The organism is Thioalkalivibrio versutus (assembly GCF_001999325.1).
Classification (GTDB): Bacteria; Pseudomonadota; Gammaproteobacteria; order Ectothiorhodospirales; family Ectothiorhodospiraceae; genus Thioalkalivibrio; species Thioalkalivibrio versutus.
On the sequence record NZ_MVAR01000019.1, the window covers coordinates 19,729 to 35,521 of the forward strand.

Here is a 15,793-nt window from a genome sequence, read left to right on the forward strand (position 1 = left end):
AGGCATGCAGTACCGCAAGCTGGGACGTACCGATATCGAAGTCAGCCTGATCGGCCTGGGCACCATGACCTGGGGCGAGCAGAACACCGAGGCCGAGGCGCACGAGCAGCTCGACTACGCGCTGGAGCAGAAGGTGAACTTCATCGACGCCGCCGAGATGTATCCGGTGCCGCCGCGCGAGGAGACCCAGGGCCTGACCGAGACCTACATTGGCAACTGGCTGGCGCAGCGCAAGAACCGCGATCAAGTTGTGCTGGCCAGCAAGGTCGCCGGCCCCGGCATGATCGACTACCTGCGCGGCGGACCGCAGCTGAACCGCGAGCATATCGAACAGGCCCTGAGCGACAGCCTCAAGCGGCTGCAGACCGACTATCTGGACCTCTACCAGGTCCATTGGCCGGCCCGCGCGACCAACTTCTTCGGCCAGCTCGGCTACAGCCACAAGCCGGATGATGATGCCACGCCGATCGAGGAGACCGCCGCCGCCCTGAAGGCCATGGTCGACAGCGGCCGCGTACGGACTATCGGTATATCCAACGAGACCCCGTGGGGTTTCATGGAATGGATCCGCGCGCATGACCGCGGCCTGTCCGAGCGCATTGTCTCCATCCAGAATCCCTACAACCTGCTCAACCGCAGCTTCGAGGCCGGCCTGGCCGAGATGGCGATCCGCGAGGACGCCGGCCTGCTGGCCTACTCGCCGCTGGCCTTCGGCATGCTCTCCGGAAAATACCTGGATGGCGCCAAGCCGGCAGGTGCCCGGCTGACCCTGTTCGAGCGCTTCCAGCGCTACAGCAACGCATCCGGTCTGGCCGCGACCGCCGAGTACGCCAGGCTCGCCGCCGAACACGGACTGACCCCAACCCAGCTGGCACTGGCCTTCGTCAACCAGCAGCCGTTCGTGACCAGCAACCTGGTCGGCGCGACCACCATGGAACAGTTGCGCGAGAACATCGCGACTGTGGATATCACCCTGTCCGCCGCCGTGCTGGAGGCCATTGAGGCGATCCACGCCCGCTACACCAACCCCTGTCCGTAGGGGTTGGTCCCGATGCACCTGATCGATACGCACGTCCACCTGGACCTCGACGCGTTCGATCCGGACCGCCCGGCGGTGCTGGACCGCGCCCGGGCCGCCGGCGTGCAGGAGCTGGTTCTGCCCGGCGTCACGCGTGCGCGCTGGCCGGATCTGGACGCCCTGCACCGGCAGGACGCCGGCCTGCATGTCGCCTATGGTCTGCACCCGATCTTCCTGCAAGACCATGCCGATGACGACCTCGACGCGCTGGAGGCCTGGCTGGACGCGCACCCGGAGACCGTCGCCGTCGGCGAGATCGGACTGGACGGCTACCACCAGGAGCTCGACTGGGACCGTCAGTGGCGGTTCTATACGCGGCAACTGGCCATCGCCCGGGAACGCGAGCTGCCGGTGATCATCCACAGCCGACGCGCGCTCGACGAGGTCCTGAAGGGCCTGCGCCAGTACCCCGGCATCAGCGGCATCCTGCATGCCTTCATCGGGAGTCCGCAGCAGGCTCGGCAGGCGGCGGATCTCGGCTTTGCACTCGGGATCGGAGGGCCCGTGACCTACGAGCGCGCAAAGAAACTGCACCGCGTGGTGCGCGACGCACCGCTGCAGGCGCTGGTGGTGGAGACGGACGCCCCGGACCAACCGCTGGCCGGACACCAGGGCGAGCGCAACGAACCGGCCATGACCGCCGAGGTCAACCGCCAGCTCGCGGCCCTGCGAGACATGGATCCGGCCGAGATGGCTATAATCACGTCACAAAACGCACGCCGGGTCCTCCGGCTCCCGACCGGTTCCGCTGCATGAGCTCGCCCGCCGACGCCCCGCACAATCCCTTTACCGAACGCACGGATCTGCTGCTGGGGCATGACGTCACCGCGCGCCTGCGCGATCGGCATGTCTTCATCGCCGGACTGGGCGGTGTGGGCAGCTACGCGGCCGAGGCGATCGCGCGGGCCGGGGTCGGACGCATGACCCTCGCCGATCACGACGTGGTCGGGGCCTCCAACCTGAACCGCCAGCTCGTCGCGCTGCGCTCCACCGTGGACCGGCCCAAGACCGAGATCATGGCGAACCGCATCCGCGACATCGATCCCGACATCGAGGTCATCATTCGCCAGGACTTCCTCCAGCCCGACACCATCGGCGACCTGGTCCCCGAGGATGCCGACTTCGTGCTGGACGCGATCGACTCCATTGTCTGCAAGGCCGCGCTGGTCGCGACCGCCCAGGCCCGCGGGCAGGCCGTGATCTCGAGCATGGGCGCAGGTGGGCGCATCGACCCGACGGCCGTGCGCGTAGGGCCGCTGACCGAGACCCGCGTGTGCCCGCTCGCGCGGCAGATGCGCAAGCGGCTGCGGCGCCTGGGCGCACATCTCGACTATCCCGTGGTGTTCTCCATCGAGCAGCCGCGCAAGGGGACGGAGCACCGGCCGGTCGGCGACGGCGGGCGCCCGCGCTCGGTCAACGGCACCATCTCCTACCTGCCCGCGATCTTCGGCCTGACCGCCGCCGGCCACGTGATCCAGACCCTGATCACCCGCGCCTGACCACGCCCAGGACGGGCGAACCGGCTATTCCTCGAAGATGGCCTCGATGCGGGCCTGGATGTGCTGGCCAGCGTCCGGGCCGAACTGTGTAGTGGCTGGATCAAAGCGGTCGCAGAAGGCGTAGGCAAACTTCAGGTCTTTCACTCCGAGGGCACCGAACAGGCGTGCCTCGAAGGAATGATCCTCAGGGTTCTGGATCAGCGTGGGCCAGCCGTCCGCGCCCGGGGCCAGGGCAGGGCCGAAGAAGACCACGCCGGGCAGATTCTTCAGGCGCAGTGCACAGGTGCCATCGGTTACGCCGGCCATCGGCAGGAAGTCGATGGTGCGCGACAGGCGCTGCTTGCGGTTGAAGGCGATATCGATCTCGCCGCCCGCTGCGCGGATCGCCGGGGCCTCGGCCTCGAACGTGAGGGTCTCCAGTCCCGCAGCGCGCCAGGCATCCAGATCCTGCGCCCCATACCGGCTGGGCAGGAATAGGTACGCGGGCTTGCTGATGGCCCGGATCGCCTCCAGGAGCGACTCCGAATAGATCGGCGCGTTCACCAGGATGCCGCCGAGCTCGAGGTCGTCGATCAGCCACACGGCCGGTTCCGAATCGCCGATCCGGTAGATGGTCCGGTCACGCAGTTCGACCAATGGGGCGCTGATCAGGGGTTCACTGGCCATCGGGTTTCTCCGTCGACAGGGTGGCGGGGCGAGGTTCGATCTCGGTCATGGTGGTCTCGATCCAGCTCTCGGCTTCGGACAGCACCTCGACCGGCTTGCGACCAGCGGTCTCGATTGGCGCCCCGATCACCACCTCGATGGTGCCGGGATAGCGCCGCAGGCCCTTTTTCGGCCAGAAGCTCCCGCTGTTCAGCGCCACCGGCAGGACCGGGTAGCCGGTGCGCACTGCGAGCATCGCGCCGCCCTGACGGTAACGCCCGTGTTCGCCCGGGGCCACGCGCGTGCCCTCGGGAAACACGATCACCCAGCGGCCCTGGTCCAGGCGCTGCTTGCCTTCGGCCACCAGATTCTCCAGGGCCTGGCGTCCGCCCTCGCGATCAATCGGTACCGGATCGAGCATGGACAACGTCCAGCCGAACAGGGGGATCCGCATCAGTTCACGCTTGAGCACCCAGGTCTGCATGGGAAAGATCGCGACGAAGGCCACGGTCTCCCAGGCCGACTGGTGCTTGGACAGCACCACATGAGGGCGCGAGGGGTCGATGTGCTCGCGCCCGTGCACCCGGTAATCGATGCCGCAACTGACACGCAGCCACCAGACGTTGAACCGGCCCCACAGGGTCAGGACACGGTAGCGGACGGGGCGGGAAAACGGCCAGATCAGCGGCGGTACCAGCAGCCCGAAGACCAGGATGGAGCCAACGAGCCCCAGCTGGAACAGCAGACCTCGGATCAGGGGCAGCATCGCCCGGCCCTACCCCGTCGCCAGGCGGCCGATGTCGGCCACGGTCTCGAACGCGCGACGCAGTTCACGCAGCAGGGCCAGGCGGTTGCGCCGCTCTGCGGCGTCCTCGGCCATCACCATCACCTGGTCGAAAAAGGTGTCCACCCGATCTCGCAGGCCTGCCAGTTCGCCGAGGGCATGCAGGTAGTCACCGTCGGCCACCGCCTGCTCGACCCCCGGACGCACGGCCTGCAGGCCCTGGTACAGCTGACGCTCCTCGTCCAGCGCCAGGGCCTCCGGATCGAGTTCCGCCTCGGCCTCCTCGCCGGCCTTGCGCAGCAGGTTGTGGATCCGCTTGTTCGCGGCGGCCAGCGCCTCGGCCTCCGGGCGTTCGCGGAACAGGCTGACCGCGCGCACGCGGCGCACGAAATCCAGCGGGGCATCCGGCGCGACCGCGGCCACCGCCTCGATAGTCTCGTGCGCCTGACCCTGTTCCAGCAGGTACCCGCGCAGGCGCTCGAGGATGTACTCGCGTACCGGTTCCACGGCCTGATCGGCCTCCGGCACGCGTTCGCGGATGGGTTCGGCGGCGGCCTGCAGCAAGGGGGTCAAGGCCAGCGGCAGTTCGCGCTCGACCAGGATACGCACCAGCCCCAGCGCGGCGCGGCGCAGGGCGAACGGGTCCTTGGTGCCACTGGGCTGCTTGCCGATGGCGAAGATGCCGACCAGGGTGTCGAGACGATCGGCCAGCGCCAGCGCCTGGGCGATCGGGGCGTCCGGCAGCTCGGAGCCGGACTGGCGCGGCCAGTAGTGCTGCTCGATCGCGGCGGCGACGGTCTCGTCCTCGCGGTCGTGCAGGGCGTAGTAACGCCCCATGGTGCCCTGCAGCTCGGTGAACTCGAACACCATCTGGGTAACCAGGTCGCACTTGGCCAGACGTGCGGCGCGCGCAGCGAGGGGCGCGTCGAGGCCCATCAGCCCGGCCAGGCGCTGCATCAGGGCCTCCAGCCGCATGGACTTGTCGCGCAGCGTGCCCAGGCGCTTCTCGAACACGACCGAGTCCAGCGCCTCCAGGCGTTCCTCCAGGCGCTTCTTGCGGTCCTGCTGCCAGAAGAACTCGGCATCCGCGAAGCGCGGGCGCAACACGCGCTCGTTGCCGTCGCGCACCGCATGCGGATCACGCGATTCGATGTTGCTGATCACGATGAAGTGCGGCTGCATGCGGCCGGCCTCGTCGACCACCGGGAAGTACTTCTGGTTGTCCTGCATGGTGGAGATCAGCGCCTCCTGCGGGACATCCAGGAAACGCGGATCAAAGCCGCCGGTCAGCGCCACCGGCCACTCGACCAGCGCGGTCACCTCGTCCAGCAGGTCCGCATCCACCAGCGCACGCCCACCCAGGGCCTTCGCCTGCTCGTGGACCTGCTCGAGGATGCGCTCGCGGCGCGCCTCGAAAGACGGCTCGACAAACCCCGGGCGACGCAGCCGCTCGGCGTAGTCGTTCCCGCGCTTGAGCTCCAGGGCGCCGGGCTGATGGAAGCGGTGGCCGTGGGTCTCCCGACCCGCTGTTTGTTCCAGCACGGTCATCTCCAGCACCTCGGGCCCGTGCAGTACGACCAGCCAGTGTGCGGGCCGCACGAACTCGGTACGGCTGCTGCCCCAGCGCATACGCTTGGGTGTGGGCAGGGCGTCCAGCGCGGCCTCCAGCATCTCCGGCAGCAGTTCGCCAAGGGCGCGCCCCGGCTGCAGCTGACGAAACACCAGGTATTCGCCCTTGTCGGTGGTCTCGCGCTCCAGGCGCTCGACCTCGACACCACAGGATCGGGCAAAGCCCAGCACGGCCTTGGTCGGCTCGCCGGCATCGTCGAAGGCCGCGGCCACCGCCGGGCCGCGGCGCTCCTGCAGCTGGTCCGGCTGGCGCGCGGGTACGCTCGGGAACAACACGGCCAGGCGCCGCGGGGTGGCGAAGGCCTCGGGCTCGCCCGGCTCCAGCCCGGCCTCGCGCAGGCGGGTGGTCAGGCCCTCGGCCAGGGCGTCGCGCAGGCGCGCGAGGGCGGTCGGGGGCAGCTCCTCGGTGCCAAGTTCGATCAGGAGTTCTCGGGCTTCGGCCATGTTGGGTCCAGGTTGGGTCCAGTACGCGCCGCGCGACCCAGGGGGCCGGCCGGCGCGGGATTGCGGGATTCAGGCGGCGTCGGGCTTGTTCGCGTCGTCTTCGGCACACAGCGGGAAGCCCAGGGCCTCGCGCGACTCGTAGTATTTCCGGGCGACGTTCCGCGACAGCTCGCGCACGCGCAGGATATAGCGCTGGCGCTCGGTGACCGAGATCGCGCCGCGCGCATCCAGCAGATTGAAGCTGTGCGAGGCGCGCAGCATCTGCTCGTAGGCCGGCAGGGGCAGGCCCAGCTCGATCATGCGATCGCTCTCGGTCGCGTGCTGGTCGAAGGCGGCGAACAGGGCGTCGCGGTCGGCATGCTCGAAGTTGTAGGTGGACTGCTCCACCTCGTTCTGGTGGTAGACGTCGCCGTAGGTGATCGCGCGGCCGTCGGGCCCGATCGTCCAGACCAGATCAAACACGCTCTCCACCCCCTGCAAGTACATCGCCAGGCGCTCGAGGCCGTAGGTGATCTCGCCGGAGACCGGGTGGCAGTCCAGTCCGCCCACCTGCTGGAAGTAGGTGAACTGGGTCACCTCCATGCCGTTGAGCCAGACCTCCCAGCCCAGACCCCAGGCGCCCAGCGTCGGGGACTCCCAGTTGTCCTCGACGAAGCGCACATCGTGGGTCAGGGTGTCGAACCCGAGCGCCTCCAGCGAGCCCAGGTAGAGCGCCTGGATGTCCGGCGGCGAGGGCTTCAGCAGGACCTGGAACTGGTAGTAGTGCTGCAACCGGTTGGGGTTGTCGCCGTAGCGCCCGTCGGTCGGGCGGCGGCTCGGCTGCACATAGGCCGCGCGCCACGGCTCCGGCCCGATGGAGCGCAGGAAGGTCGCCGGATGGAAGGTCCCCGCGCCCATCTCCATGTCGTAGGGCTGCAGGACCACGCAGCCGTGATCGTTCCAGTAGTCCTGCAGGCGGCGGATCAGGTCCTGGAAGGTCGGACTGCTGGGCGGGGTGCGTTCTTGCGACATGCGGGATCCCGGGTCAGGGCAAAGCCGACAGTATATCGGCCCGGCTTCGGCCACGGCCACCGCTCGCGTTGGCGCGGGCGTTTTGCATGCAGCCAAAGCGCGCCCATACTGGGGCCTTGATTCTGTTCGGGAGAGCGGCCCTGAGCGACCCCCTCGCCAATTCCGGACCTTCGGTCACGCCGGAGAGCGGCCAGCGCTATCGTGATACCCGCCGGGTCACGTTGGTCGGCGCGGCCGTGAACAGCTTCCTCGCCGTGGCGCAGCTCGTCAGTGGCTGGCTGCTGAACTCGCAGGCCCTGGTGGCGGACGGCGTGCATACCCTGTCGGACCTGATCACCGACGGGGTGGTGCTGTTCGCGGCAAGCAAGGCCGCCGCCTCCCCCGATCAGGAACACCCCTACGGTCACGCGCGGATCGAGACCCTGGCCACGGTGATCGTCGGAGTCTTTCTGGCGCTCGCGGGTCTGGCGATTGCCTGGGCTGCCGGCAACCGCCTGGTCGAGCCCGAGGCCATGACCGGCCCCGCAAACATGGCGATCGCCTTTGCCCTGCTGACCCTGGTGGCCAAGGAAGGCCTGTACCAGTACACCCACCGGGTGGCGAAGCGCCTGAAGTCGCGGATGCTGGATGCCAACGCCTGGCATCACCGCACGGATGCGATCTCGTCGCTGTTCGTGCTGGCCGGGGTGGCCGCTGCGGTGGCCGGGTTCCCGTGGGCGGATGCCCTCGCGGCGCTGATCGTCGCGCTGTTCATCCTGCATATCGCCGGGCGGCTGATCGTACGCAGCGCGGCGGAGCTGATCGACACGGCCCTGGAGCCGGAGAAGGTCGAGCGCATCCACCGCACGATCATGGATGTGCCCGGGGTCAAGGATGCGCATATGCTGCGCACGCGGCGCCACGGCAGCGAAGTCGTCGTGGACGTGCATATCCAGGTCGCGCCGATGATCTCGGTCTCCGAGGGCCATCGGATCGCCGATGCGGTGTTCCACGCGGTGACCGATGCACATGACCGGGTGAACGACATCACCGTGCACGTGGATCCGGAAAACGACGCGGAACAGGCCCGGAGTTCCATGCTGCCGCTGCGCCCGACGCTGGTGGAGGCGCTGCGCGAGGCCTGGGCGGACGCCCCGGAGCTGGATGCGGTGGAGCACCTGTCGCTGCATTATCTCGGCGGTCGGGTACACGTGACGCTGACCCTGCGCCTTGACGGGGCAGCCACCCCGGCAGACCTCGAGGCCCGCACCCAGGCCCTGGCCGACCGGCTGCACCGCCATCCCGGGGTAGGCGACATGCTGGGCGAGGTCACGCTACTCTATCGGCCCTGCACTCATTAGGTGCGCGCCACCAAAGATGCGCACGAAAGTTGTGCATATAAGGCACCAGATTGGTGCATACAGGATGTGGCGGGGCGCCCCGGGGGCCCGTTTTTCGCGCGCCCGGGCCAAACAGGACCGGATGGCATGATGCCTGCATAATGAATCGCGACGCCGCGCAAGCGCCCGACGGGCCGGCCGGCCACCTTTGAATACCCAAGTAAAGACCAAGGAGATCCCCATGTCCGCAGCCGACGTGCTGAACCAGATCAAGGAAAAGGAAGTTCGCTTCATCGACTTCCGTTTTACCGACTCCAAGGGCAAGGAACAGCATGTGACCGTGCCGGCCCACGACATCGACGAAGAGACCTTCGAGGAAGGCAAGATGTTCGACGGCTCGTCGATCGCCGGCTGGAAGGGGATCAACGAGTCCGACATGATCCTGATGCCGGACGCCGAGTCCGCGGTCCTCGATCCGTTCTTCGAAGACATGACCATGAACATCCGCTGCGACGTGGTCGAACCGGCCACCATGCAGGGCTACGACCGCTGCCCGCGCTCCCTGGCGCGCCGCGCCGAGGCCTACCTGCAAAGCACCGGCATCGCCGACACCGCGCTGTTCGGCCCGGAGAACGAGTTCTTCATCTTTGACGATGTGAAGTGGGGCACCACCCTGTCCGGCTCCTACTGCCGCGTGGATTCCCAGGAGGCCTCCTGGAACTCCGAACGCGTCTACGAGGACGGCAACATCGGTCACCGCCCGGGCGTGAAGGGCGGCTACTTCCCGGTCCCGCCAGTCGACAGCCTGCACGACATCCGCTCCACCATGTGCGAAGTGTTGACCGAGATGGGCCTCGAGACCGAGGTGCACCACCACGAGGTGGCGACCGCCGGCCAGTGCGAGATTGGCGTGGGTCCCGCGACCCTGACGCAGAAGGCCGACGAGGTGCAGATCCTGAAGTACGTGATCCAGAACGTGGCCCACGTCCACGGCAAGACCGCGACCTTCATGCCCAAGCCGATCGTCGGTGACAACGGCTCCGGCATGCACGTGCACCAGTCGCTGTCCAAGGACGGCAAGAACCTGTTCTCCGGTGACCTGTACGGCGGCCTGTCCGAGACCGCGCTGTACTACATCGGCGGGATCATCAAGCACGCCCGCTCGCTGAATGCCTTCACCAACCCGTCCACCAACAGCTACAAGCGTCTGGTGCCGGGCTTCGAGGCACCGGTCATGCTGGCCTACTCCGCCCGCAACCGCTCCGCCTCGCTGCGTATCCCGTTCGTCATGAACCCGAAGGGCCGTCGCGTCGAGCTGCGCTTCCCGGACTCCACCGCCAACCCGTATCTCGCCTTCGCGGCGATGCTGATGGCCGGCCTGGACGGCATCCAGAACAAGATCCACCCGGGCGATGCGATGGACAAGAACCTCTACGACCTGCCGCCGGAAGAAGAGAAGGGCATTCCGCAGGTCTGCCATTCGCTGGACCAGGCGCTGGAAGCCCTGAACCAGGATCGCGAATACCTGACCCAGGGTGGCGTGTTCACCGACGACATGATCGATGCCTACATCGACCTGAAGATGGAAGACGTCACGCAGATGCGCATGACCACCCATCCGATCGAGTTCGACATGTACTACAGCCTGTAAGGCAGCCGCTTCCGGCCCCTCGGGGCCGCGAAGCCATCAGCCGCCCCCGGCCCCTGGCCGCGGGCGGCTTTTTTGTGCCGGTCGAGCGCGATCCGTGCGCGGCGGGCAACGGATGAGGGCGCTCACCCCCGTCGAGCCCCCGACCGGCCTTGTTGGCTAGAACGAAAAAGGCCCCGCGGATCTTCGTCCGCGGGGCCTTCTGGGTCACTCGAGGCTTGCACCCGTGATCAGGCGTGCCAGCCGAACTCCTCGGCCTTTTGCCGCGCCAGCGCCGGGATGTCGGTGGCGACGAACTTGTCGTGCAGCACCTGGACCCCGATCATGTGGTTGATCACCGCGTCCAGCTGAACCTGGGTGGCGGCCGGCGTGTCCTCGGACTCGTGCAGCTCAAACACCTGACGCACGCCCTCCGGGTCCAGCAACCCGGCCTCGGCGACCTTCTCCGGGGACAGATAGCGATCGGCCAGGGCCTTCATCGCCGCCCACTTGACCGGGTCGGTGTGCGCGGGCGGCGCCATGAAGGCGAACTTCTCGCGCTCGTAGAGCACCTTCGGCAACAGGCCCTTCATCGATTCGCGCAACACGTACTTCTCGGTGGAGCCCTTGATGCGCATGGTCGGCGGCAGGTGGGCGGCGAACTCGGCCAGGTGGTGATCGAGGAACGGCGGACGCGCCTCCATCGAATTGGCCATGTCCATGCGGTCGCCGCCCCAGGTCAGGATCTGGCCCTCCAGCATGGTCTTGATCCAGACGTACTGAGCCTTGTCCAGCGGATGCCGGCCTTCCAGCATGTCGTCATCCAGGGCGTTGGCAATCGCCTTGCCCGGCTTGTAGTCCTGCATGCGCTCGCGGCGCTTCGGGTGCAGCAGGCCCGGCACGTGGTCGGCCGCGGCCAGCCACGGCTGCAGGCAGGACGGGGTGAAGCCCATCATCTGCGTGAAGTCGGGGTCGTTGACCTCGTCCTCGGCCAGCATCGCACCAGAGACCAGCTCGTTGGACTCGTTCAGCATCTGCTGCCAGGCCTGGCGGTCGGCCTCCGGCAGGGTATCCAGGCCGTGCAGGAACATGTCGCGGCGGAAGGCCGGATAGCCGCCGAACAGCTCATCCGAACCCTCGCCGGTGACGACGACCTTGTAGCCGGCCTTGTTCACGTGGCGGCTCATCAGCAACTTGGCGACACCCAGGGTGTTGTAGATGGTGCGCTCGGCGTGCCAGAGGGCCTCTTCGAAGTTGTCGTAGAGGTGGTTGGCGTCCAGGGTCATGATGTCCTGGTCGGCACCCACGCTCTCGGCCATCTCGCGGGCGATCGCGGTCTCGTCATAGTCGTCGTTGTCGAAGCCGATGGTGAAGGCCTTGACCGGCGCCTGCTGGCTGGCCGAGGCCAGCCCCAGGGTGATGCAGGAGTCGATCCCGCCGGAGAGGTAGCAGGCGACCGGCACGTCGGCCTCCAGGCGCAACTGCACTGCCTCCATGAGCTGGTCGCGCACGCCCTCGATCCAGTACGCCTCGTCGGTCTCGCTCTCGGGCGGGCGCTCGGAGGCCAGCGGGAAGTCCATGTCCCAGTACTTCTCCTGGCGGATCTTCAGCTTCCCGTGGGCGCGCTCGACGATCACCATGTGGCCGGGCTTCACCTGCTGGATGCCTTCGAAGGCGGTGGTGCCGGGCACCATGGTCTGCATCAGCTGGTGGTACAGGCCGTCATCGGAAAACTGGCGCGGCACATCGGGGTTGGCGAACAGCACCTTCAGCTCGGAGCCGAACACGAAGCTGCCGTTGGCCTCGGTGAAGTACAGCGGCTTGATGCCGAAGCGGTCGCGGATCAGGATCAGCCGGTCGTGCTTGCGGTCGTACAGCGAGATCGCGAACTCGCCACGGAAATGCTTGACCGCGTCCTCCAGCCCTTCGCGCTGGTACAGGTGCATGACCATCTCGGAGTCGCTCTTGGTGCGGAACTTCACCCCGCGCGACGTGAGATCCGTGCGGATGCGCTTGTAGTCGTACAGCTCGCCGTTGACCGCGGTCATGATCTCGCCGCTGTCCATGCAGAACGGCTGACGGCCGCGGTTCTCGTCCAGGTCGATAATCGACAGACGCGCATGGGAAAAGCCCACACCGCGGTCATCCTGGGTGCGGTAACCGAAGCCGTCGGGGCCGCGGTGATACTGGATCGCGGCCATGTTGACCAGGGTTTGCGGGTCGACCTTGCGGGTCGGGTCGGCGTGAAAGATTCCTGCAATGCCACACATGGCATGTCTCCTTGGTTATCCGTTCGGGGCGAGCGGGGCGCGGGCCGGGCAGGCCCGGCGCGCCACGCCGCTCGCGATTCAACTAAAAGGCGGCGTCAGCCGTCCGGGGTATCCATCACCGCGCTGATGCGGCGTACCACCGTGGTCAGCAGCGCCATGCGCACGAATACGGCCCCGCGAGCCTGGGCGAAATACCAGTTGTGCGGGGTGGCATCGAGGTCGGTGGACAGCTCTTCACCTCGCGCCAGCGGATGCAGGACCACTGCGCCCTCCTTCAGCGGGGAGTGGCGATCCAGCTTCAGCCCCTCGCCCATCGCCTCGAAGGTGTCACCCACCCAGGCGATCGCGTTGATGTACACGACATCCAGATCCGGCAGCGCCGGGTCCAGGTCGTGCACCACGCGTAGCGAGATCCCGGCCTCTTCCAGTTCCTCGCGCTGACCCGGATCGAAATTCTCGTCCTCGCGCGAGACGAGCACGATCTCGTCGATCGCCTGCGGGAACAGGCTCAACAGGCGCAGCAGGGAGCGCACCGTGCGCATGCGCGAGGGCACCCCGATGATGCCGACCTTGATGCGCTGCTCCGGGGCCACCTCGCCGGTGAACAGCTCCGGGCGCCACTTGGCCAGGGCGTAGACGTCCGCCAGCGCCTGGGTCGGGTGTTCGTCGATCCCGTTGCCGGCGTTCACCAGCGGGATGCGCAGGTTCTCCAGCATGTTGTGCGCGGCCTCGCCGTCGGAGGAGCGCAGGACCAGAACATCGCCGTAGTTGTTGAACATCTCCGCGATGTCCGCCAGCGATTCCCCCTTGGCAATACCGGTGCTCTTGGGGTCGGTAATCGACATGACCGAGCCGCCCAGGCGGTGCCAGGCACTCTCGAACGACAGCCGCGTGCGCGTGGACGGCTCGTAGAACGCGCTGATCAGGATCTTGCCCGCCAGCGGCAGGTGCATCAGCGCCGGCGTGGTCTCGTACTGCGCCGCCAGGCGGAACAGCTGCAGCAGCTCGTCGCGCGAGAACTGCTGGCTGGAGACCACATGCGAGGCCGCCAGCTTGAGAAGCGGGTCGGGGTCTTCCTCCACCGCCGCCAGCAACGCCTTCGGCCGGTCGGTACCGGCGGCGCCGTCTTTCGGGTGGAGCACGTGCAGGGGATCTTCGGTGTAGTTCACCAGAGGCATCCTTTTTTCCAGTCGCGGATAAACAGGGCAATCAGCAGGATCGGGGTCAGGCTCGCCACCAGTGTGGCGATGATCACGATCACGGACAGGGCTGTAATGGAGATCGTCATGCGGCCACCTCGCCGTCCGGACGGGCCAGGCGGCCCCAGTCGAATGGCCGCGGCATCAGCCAGGTGCTCAGCACCATCACGGCCAGCGAGACAGCGGCCCCGACCAGCGCGGCCACATAGAATCCAATCAGGAAGTAGCTGGCCAGGCCAATGCCCGACCCCAGTATCATCGACCAGGCCGCGCCCTGCGGGTTCGCCCGCTGCCAGTACAGCCCGGCGACGATCGGCCAGATCGCGGAGGCCACGAAGGCGCCGGTGAAGTACAGAAGCTCGGCCAGCGAGCCGACGATCGGCAGCTCGCCGCGGTAACTGGCCGCCAGCCAGGTCACGAGGCCCAGGAGCACCACGATCACCTTGGTCGCGTGGAACTGGTGCTGTTCGCTGGCCTGCGGGCGGATGTGGCCGCGGTAGATGTCACGGGTCACCAGGTCCGAGGTGGCCGCCAGCAGCGAGTCGAGACTGGAGGCGAGCGCGGCGAAGACCACGATGAACACCACGATCGCCCCGGTTAGGCCCAGCACCTCGGCGGCCACCAGCGGCCCGACCATGTCCGCGGCGGGCACGTTGAGGCCCAGCGCTGGCGTGGCCAGGGCGATGAAGCCGGCCACGATCGGGATTGGCAGCCACAGCAGGCCGCCAAAGAGGTAGGCCCGGAAGCCCACGTTGCGGCCGAAGGCGAAGGCGCGCGACCACCAGACATTGGAGTGGAAGATCTCGCCGACGCCAAACAGCAGATTGTTGAACAGGAACATGATCGCGGCCGGGAACAGCAGGTTCAGCAGCTCCGGGCGCTCTTCCATCAGGTTGAAGTGGATCGCCTCGAAGCCGACCTTGTCGATGGTCAGCCAGGCGATGAACGCCGCGCCGGCGATGATGATGACGGTCTGGATGAAGTCGGTCCCGATCACCGCGCGCAGGCCGCCCAGCAGGGTGTAGAGCACGCAGACGGTCAAAATCACGGTCATGCCCACGCGGTAGTCGATGCCGGCCAGGGCGTTGATCAGCACGCCGCCGGCCATCGCCATCGAGACCAGCCAGCCGAAGGCGTAGATCAATGACACCACCAGGAACACCCGCCAGGTGAATTTGCCGTAGCGCAGCCGGATAAAGTCGCCGGAGGTAAAGCCCTCGGGCATCAGTTCGCGGATACGCCGCGCCAGCGGCGCGAACAGGATCAGGCCAAGCGCACCCAGCGAGTAGCCGAGCATGCCCCAGACGCCCAGTTGCAGCGCCAGCTGCGGGGCCGTCATCGTGGTGTTGGCGGTGACCCAGGTGGCCATCGCGGTGGCGGTGGCCAGCGCCAGGCCAACGTTGCGCCCCGCCAGCATGTGATCCTCGGCGGTCTTGTTGCGACGACCCAGCCACCAGCCCAGCACCACCCAGAGGACGCTGAACGCCGCCAGCAGCCCCCAGGCGATGGAGGTCGGGAGGATCGGGTCGTCGAGACCGGTCACGAAGCCTCCTGCACCTTCTTGATCTCGCGGATCGCCTCGTCGGTGGTCATCACGCGGGCGTAGCGGTCCTTGATGGTCGTGAGCGTGGCCTTCTGCATCTCCGGCGTCACCGTGGCCGTGGCGTCGTCCATCAGGGTGACATAAAAGCCCAGGTCGCAGGCATCCCGCACGGCGGTGGAGACGCACTCGTTGGAATACACGCCCACGATGAACAGCGCGCTGATGTTCAGGTTGCGCAGGATGTAGTGGAGGTTGGTGGAGTTGAAGACCCCGCTGGCGGTCTTGTCCAGCACGATCTCGTCCCCGACCGGGGCCACCTGCTCGACGAACTCGGCATCCTTGGAGCCGGGGGCCGCATGCAGGTTCAGGCGCTTGTGGCCCGGGCTGCGGTCGCGGCCATCATGCGTCAGCGAGCGGATGCGGGTATGGATCACCTCCAGCCCCTCTTCGCGGAAGGCGTCCTGCAGGCGGCGCACATTGGGCAGCACCGTCTGCTCCAGGCGATTGAAGTAATACTCCTGGGCCTCCAGCGGCACGCCAGAGTCGGCGGAGTTCGCGAACACGCCGTGGCCGCGCGCGGCATCCAGATACTGCAAGTCGATGCACAGCAGGGCGACATGGTGCTCCCGCAACTCCTGACGCAGCACCGGCGTGGTGATCAGGCTTTCCTGGTACTGCTCGCGCAGCGGATCCAGGGAGTCGTAGTCGGTCAACTGGGTGACGTTGTCGTGTTCGGCCATTCCGG

Annotated in this window: 14 protein-coding genes; 5 read left to right on the forward strand and 9 right to left on the reverse strand. The window is 67.3% G+C overall.

All coding sequences use genetic code 11. The features are described 5' to 3' along the window. Positions 1–4 precede the first annotated feature (4 nt). Genes B0684_RS07475 through B0684_RS07485 form a run of 3 tightly spaced genes read left to right on the forward strand, consistent with a single transcriptional unit; the run spans position 5 to position 2,577 of the window. Positions 5–1,039, forward strand: coding sequence for an NADP(H)-dependent aldo-keto reductase (locus B0684_RS07475; protein WP_018649584.1), 1,035 nt, complete (start codon positions 5–7; stop codon positions 1,037–1,039). A 12-nt stretch (positions 1,040–1,051) separates the two neighbouring features. After that, on the forward strand, positions 1,052–1,834 hold the full coding sequence (locus tag B0684_RS07480; RefSeq protein ID WP_018649585.1) for a TatD family hydrolase: 783 nt from the start codon (positions 1,052–1,054) through the stop codon (positions 1,832–1,834). Then, positions 1,831–2,577 carry a tRNA threonylcarbamoyladenosine dehydratase gene (locus B0684_RS07485; protein ID WP_018649586.1) on the forward strand — a complete coding sequence of 249 codons (747 nt, stop codon included), beginning with the start codon at positions 1,831–1,833 and terminating at the stop codon, positions 2,575–2,577. The genes B0684_RS07480 and B0684_RS07485 overlap by 4 nt, the downstream gene beginning before the upstream one ends. Positions 2,578–2,601: 24 nt before the next feature. Here the strand turns inward: B0684_RS07485 and B0684_RS07490 are convergent, their stop codons facing one another. The 4 genes from B0684_RS07490 to glyQ all read right to left on the reverse strand — a co-directional run bounded on the left by B0684_RS07490 (position 2,602) and on the right by glyQ (position 7,090). Further along, positions 2,602–3,243, reverse strand: coding sequence for a hypothetical protein (locus tag B0684_RS07490; protein WP_018175898.1), 642 nt, complete (start codon positions 3,241–3,243; stop codon positions 2,602–2,604). Continuing rightward, positions 3,233–3,988, reverse strand: coding sequence for a lysophospholipid acyltransferase family protein (locus B0684_RS07495; RefSeq protein ID WP_018175899.1), 756 nt, complete (start codon positions 3,986–3,988; stop codon positions 3,233–3,235). Before B0684_RS07495 ends, B0684_RS07490 begins: the two co-directional genes overlap by 11 nt. A gap of 9 nt (positions 3,989–3,997) precedes the next feature. After that, positions 3,998–6,079, reverse strand: a complete 2,082-nt coding sequence (gene glyS, locus B0684_RS07500) for a glycine--tRNA ligase subunit beta (RefSeq protein ID WP_018649587.1) — start codon at positions 6,077–6,079, stop codon at positions 3,998–4,000. 69 nt (positions 6,080–6,148) lie between these two features. Then, positions 6,149–7,090 (reverse strand): glycine--tRNA ligase subunit alpha, encoded by a 942-nt coding sequence (glyQ, locus tag B0684_RS07505; protein ID WP_018168756.1) that lies wholly within the window; start codon positions 7,088–7,090, stop codon positions 6,149–6,151. Positions 7,091–7,176: 86 nt separating this feature from the next. On the opposite strand from glyQ, the gene B0684_RS07510 reads away from it, so the two are divergent. Beyond that, complete coding sequence (locus B0684_RS07510; protein WP_018649588.1) at positions 7,177–8,430, forward strand: cation diffusion facilitator family transporter; 1,254 nt, start codon at positions 7,177–7,179, stop codon at positions 8,428–8,430. 220 nt (positions 8,431–8,650) lie between these two features. Continuing rightward, entirely contained in the window at positions 8,651–10,060 is a 1,410-nt protein-coding gene (gene glnA, locus B0684_RS07515; protein WP_018168758.1) for a glutamate--ammonia ligase, read from the forward strand. 227 nt (positions 10,061–10,287) lie between these two features. On the opposite strand, the gene asnB is transcribed toward glnA, so the two are convergent. The 5 genes from asnB to B0684_RS07535 form a co-directional block, all read right to left on the reverse strand. Then, entirely contained in the window at positions 10,288–12,306 is a 2,019-nt protein-coding gene (gene asnB, locus B0684_RS07520; RefSeq protein WP_018649589.1) for an asparagine synthase (glutamine-hydrolyzing), read from the reverse strand. Between the two features lie 95 nt (positions 12,307–12,401). Next, a complete protein-coding gene (locus B0684_RS07525) occupies positions 12,402–13,484 on the reverse strand; it encodes an aspartate/ornithine carbamoyltransferase family protein (RefSeq protein WP_018144908.1) in 1,083 nt (360 codons plus the stop codon). Then, positions 13,472–13,594: a hypothetical protein gene (locus B0684_RS14005; RefSeq protein WP_018168760.1), complete on the reverse strand. Its 123-nt coding sequence runs from the start codon at positions 13,592–13,594 to the stop codon at positions 13,472–13,474. The genes B0684_RS07525 and B0684_RS14005 overlap by 13 nt, the downstream gene beginning before the upstream one ends. After that, positions 13,591–15,048 carry a sodium:solute symporter family protein gene (locus B0684_RS07530; RefSeq protein WP_018168761.1) on the reverse strand — a complete coding sequence of 486 codons (1,458 nt, stop codon included), beginning with the start codon at positions 15,046–15,048 and terminating at the stop codon, positions 13,591–13,593. The genes B0684_RS14005 and B0684_RS07530 overlap by 4 nt, the downstream gene beginning before the upstream one ends. Next, a complete protein-coding gene (locus tag B0684_RS07535) occupies positions 15,045–15,788 on the reverse strand; it encodes a cysteine hydrolase family protein (RefSeq protein ID WP_018144911.1) in 744 nt (247 codons plus the stop codon). Before B0684_RS07535 ends, B0684_RS07530 begins: the two co-directional genes overlap by 4 nt. Between the last annotated feature and the right edge of the window lie 5 nt (positions 15,789–15,793).

What these genes read in the sequence shown, in the direction of transcription:
- B0684_RS07475 (WP_018649584.1), top strand. Translation starts at nt 5, where the DNA reads ATGCAGTACCGCAAGCTGGGACGTACCGATATCGAAGTCAGCCTGATC.
- B0684_RS07480 (WP_018649585.1), top strand. Translation starts at nt 1,052, where the DNA reads ATGCACCTGATCGATACGCACGTCCACCTGGACCTCGACGCGTTCGAT.
- B0684_RS07485 (WP_018649586.1), top strand. Translation starts at nt 1,831, where the DNA reads ATGAGCTCGCCCGCCGACGCCCCGCACAATCCCTTTACCGAACGCACG.
- B0684_RS07490 (WP_018175898.1), bottom strand. Translation starts at nt 3,243, where the DNA reads ATGGCCAGTGAACCCCTGATCAGCGCCCCATTGGTCGAACTGCGTGAC.
- B0684_RS07495 (WP_018175899.1), bottom strand. Translation starts at nt 3,988, where the DNA reads ATGCTGCCCCTGATCCGAGGTCTGCTGTTCCAGCTGGGGCTCGTTGGC.
- glyS (WP_018649587.1), bottom strand. Translation starts at nt 6,079, where the DNA reads ATGGCCGAAGCCCGAGAACTCCTGATCGAACTTGGCACCGAGGAGCTG.
- glyQ (WP_018168756.1), bottom strand. Translation starts at nt 7,090, where the DNA reads ATGTCGCAAGAACGCACCCCGCCCAGCAGTCCGACCTTCCAGGACCTG.
- B0684_RS07510 (WP_018649588.1), top strand. Translation starts at nt 7,177, where the DNA reads ATGCAGCCAAAGCGCGCCCATACTGGGGCCTTGATTCTGTTCGGGAGA.
- glnA (WP_018168758.1), top strand. Translation starts at nt 8,651, where the DNA reads ATGTCCGCAGCCGACGTGCTGAACCAGATCAAGGAAAAGGAAGTTCGC.
- asnB (WP_018649589.1), bottom strand. Translation starts at nt 12,306, where the DNA reads ATGTGTGGCATTGCAGGAATCTTTCACGCCGACCCGACCCGCAAGGTC.
- B0684_RS07525 (WP_018144908.1), bottom strand. Translation starts at nt 13,484, where the DNA reads ATGCCTCTGGTGAACTACACCGAAGATCCCCTGCACGTGCTCCACCCG.
- B0684_RS14005 (WP_018168760.1), bottom strand. Translation starts at nt 13,594, where the DNA reads ATGACGATCTCCATTACAGCCCTGTCCGTGATCGTGATCATCGCCACA.
- B0684_RS07535 (WP_018144911.1), bottom strand. Translation starts at nt 15,788, where the DNA reads ATGGCCGAACACGACAACGTCACCCAGTTGACCGACTACGACTCCCTG.